This is a genomic window from Bifidobacterium sp. MSTE12 (genome assembly GCF_000513015.1).
Lineage (GTDB): Bacteria > Actinomycetota > Actinomycetes > Actinomycetales > Bifidobacteriaceae > Bifidobacterium > Bifidobacterium dentium.
In genome coordinates, this window is sequence record NZ_AZYA01000027.1 from 1 (window position 1) to 1,460 (window position 1,460).

2 protein-coding genes are annotated in these 1,460 nt (G+C 63.9%); both read left to right on the forward strand.

The window, feature by feature from the left end; genetic code table 11:
- Window positions 1-66 precede the first annotated feature (66 nt).
- Complete coding sequence (locus HMPREF1494_RS05710; protein ID WP_034520805.1) at window positions 67-627, forward strand: IS3 family transposase; 561 nt, start codon at window positions 67-69, stop codon at window positions 625-627.
- A complete protein-coding gene (locus HMPREF1494_RS05715; protein WP_081724121.1) occupies window positions 588-1,433 on the forward strand; it encodes an IS3 family transposase in 846 nt (281 codons plus the stop codon). The genes HMPREF1494_RS05710 and HMPREF1494_RS05715 overlap by 40 nt, the downstream gene beginning before the upstream one ends.
- Window positions 1,434-1,460 lie beyond the last annotated feature (27 nt).

The following is a 1,460-nucleotide window of genomic DNA, read 5'->3' on the forward strand; positions in this document are numbered from 1 at the left end:
GAACCGCACCCCGATTATTGGACTGAAGAAATTCGGATTCGATGATTGGAGGTGTGGTTCTTTCGTATGCGTGAGGATCGGAGGAAGCACTATGACGACGGGTTCCGGCGCGAGGCGCTGAGGCTCATTGAGGCCGGCGTGGGCAAACGCTCCCTCGCCCGTCGGTTTGCGATGCCCGTGCAGACTGCGGAAAAATGGATCATGCTGTACAGATCCAACGGCGGGGAGGCGGTCATGGGAACCACCGGCAACAGGCGTTATGGCTGGGAGACGAAGGTCGCGGCGGCGCGGGACCACGTCGAGAACGGCTTGAGCGTGGCCGAGGTCATGGCCAGGTACGGGATAGCGAGCATCGCCCCGCTGCAGCGTTGGTGCCGCGAATACCGTGCCGGTGGCGCGGAGGCGTTGAGGCCGAAGCCCAAGGGCAGGCCCAAAGGCGCGAAATCCAAGCCAAGGCCGAAACCCACGCGGGAGCAGGAGCTGACCGAGGAGGTCGCCTACCTGAAGGCGAAGGTCGCGTACCTGGAAAAACTCCGGGCCCTGCGGGCGCAGAAGTCACGAAGCGCGAGCGAAGCGCCGTCGTCCGACTGCTCGCAGGGCAGGGGCACCGGCTCGACCACCTGCTGAAGATCAGCGGGTTGGCGAGATCCACGTATTTCCACCATCTGTCGCATCCGGCGCATGAGACGCGCCCCGACCTCGATCCCATGGTCGCAGAGATCTGGGAAAGGACGGCCAACGGGTGCGGCCACCGGCAGATCCATATGTGCCTGGTCCACGAGTTCGGACAGAAGGTGTCGGCCAAGAGCGTCCTGAGGGTCATGCGCCGCATGGGACTCAGATGCCCGATCCGCGCCGGGAATCCATGGAGAGGCTACAGCTCGTACAGGGGCGACGCTGGCGGAGGGGTGCCGAACCTGCTCAAACGCGACTTCACCGCCGGCAAGCCGTTCGAAAAACTCGGCACCGACGTCACCGAATTCAAGGTCGCGGGCGGCAAGGCCTACCTCGCGCCCGTGTACGACATGGCCAGCAAGGAAATCGTCGCCTGGGACGTGAGCCGGCACCCCGGCATGGGGCAGCAGCGGCGTCTGCTCGCCATGCTCGAAGCCAGGCTGCCCGGGGGCGCGAACCCGATCCTGCACTCGGACATGGGATGGCAGTACCAGCACCCGTGGTGGCGCGGGGAGCTCGAACGGCTGGGCATCCGCCAGTCCATGAGCCGCAAGGGCAACTGCCTGGACAACGCCGCCACCGAACAGGTCTTCGGACACCTCAAGGACGAGTTCTACCGGGGGCGCGAATTCGACTCGTACGAGCAATTCAAACGAGAACTTGACGCGTACGTCATCCACTGGAACACCAGACGACGCCAGATACGACTCGAGGGACACACCCCGGAGGAATTCCGAAGCGTGTCCCTCGCAGCCTAGACCTGTATCCTATTTAACAACGTCCAA

Bases quoted from the DNA above. Each gene is read 5' to 3' on its own strand.
- HMPREF1494_RS05710 (WP_034520805.1), top strand. From the start codon at position 67: ATGCGTGAGGATCGGAGGAAGCACTATGACGACGGGTTCCGGCGCGAG.